This window comes from Roseisalinus antarcticus, assembly GCF_900172355.1.
Taxonomy (GTDB): domain Bacteria; phylum Pseudomonadota; class Alphaproteobacteria; order Rhodobacterales; family Rhodobacteraceae; genus Oceanicola; species Oceanicola antarcticus_A.
Window position 1 is genome coordinate 1 of record NZ_FWFZ01000122.1, and the last position, 1,412, is coordinate 1,412.

The 1,412-nt window shown below is 72.9% G+C and carries 1 protein-coding gene; it reads right to left on the minus strand.

From position 1 onward, the window contains the following. Positions 1 to 1,412 (minus strand): phage tail protein (locus ROA7023_RS23500; RefSeq protein ID WP_234992441.1); only part of this gene is annotated, 1,412 nt, incomplete at both ends.

Consider the following 1,412-nt stretch of genomic DNA (forward strand, 5'->3'; position numbering starts at 1 on the left):
GGCTGCTCGACATGGGCGACGGAGAACGGACGGAGCCCGATGCCCGCAGGCGTGAAGGCCTGTGCGACATAGGTCTCGTCGCTGACCGCACGGCTCGCCGGGCCGATGCGCCAGTTCCACGGGATGCCGAGATCGGCCTCGGCGATCGGCAGGGACGCGAGCGACGCGTCCAGCACCACGACCCGCGCGCCAGCGGGCGCCGGATTTCCCATGGCGCTCTCGGTGCCGCGCTGGCCGCGCAGCAGGCGCGTCAGCCGATACCGGCCGGGCGCCAGCAGCTCGGCCGCGCCCGCCTGCACGATCTCCCAGACGCCCGACGTGGTTTCGATCGCCAGCGCGTTGGCCCCGCCGAACAGCGTCAGATCTGTGACACTCTCCAGCGTTCCGGTCAGCAGATCGACCACCAGCGCATTGCCGAGATCGAAGCGCGACGTCGGCCCCGCGTAGAGGTCCGAGACCAGCGCCCCGATCCGGGCGCGGCTGCCAAACGTGGTCAGCAACTCGAAGCCATCGGTCGCAGGGCTGCGAAACACCGCCATCTCGCCCGGCCAGGGAACCGCATGCGCCGCAACCAGCGGCCGATGCGCGGGCTGGTCCTCGGTCAGTTGCGGCAGGTCCATCAGCACCGCGTCCGGCGCGCCGAACACCACGGCGCGCGTCAGCGACGCCGCGCGGGGATCGCCGGGCGGCAGATCGTAGGTCGCGCGGTCCTGGCGGACGGCCTCGATGCCGCGCGCCCCGGCGTCGGCGATGGAGACGAGCCGCAGATCGACCAGCCGCCCGTCATGCGCGAGCCGGATCGCGTCGGCCGGATCGAGCGCGAGCCGCGAGGGCGGCAGTCGGAATGCCGCCGTCTCGCGCCCCACCCACGCCTCCATCAGCGCGCGGCGGCAGCGCCGTTCGGCCTCCTCGGGCGGCACGGCCATCGGGAAGGACTCCGAGGCAGTCCGCGTCGTGTCCACGGTGATGCGCCGCGCCTCGACGAGGGCCGCGTCGTAATCCTCGTCGGCCCGCGCGACCTGCCACTTCAGCGCCTGCGGCAGCTCGGTCTCCTGGCCGCGCGTCAGCTCCAGCACGTCGCCCTCGCGAGGGGCCACAAGATCGTCGGGCGCGAGGGTCATGACCGAGGCGCGGCCGCGCATGAGGAAGCGGATCACCCCCTCGGTCTCGACGGCGTCGAATCCGAAGTGGCGCGACAGCGTTGTGATCGAGGCGCGCGGGCTTTCCAGCGCGGTGATGGCGTAGCCCTCCACCGCGCCCCAGAGACCGGTGACGTCGATGCGATCCTCGGGCAGCCCGGCGCGCAGGCAGAGGTGCCGGACGAGTGCTGCCAACGACACCGCGCCAAGCCGCCCGGTCAGCCAGTGGCCGAGCCGCCAGTTCGCCCCGTCCGTCCAGACGTCGGTCAGCGC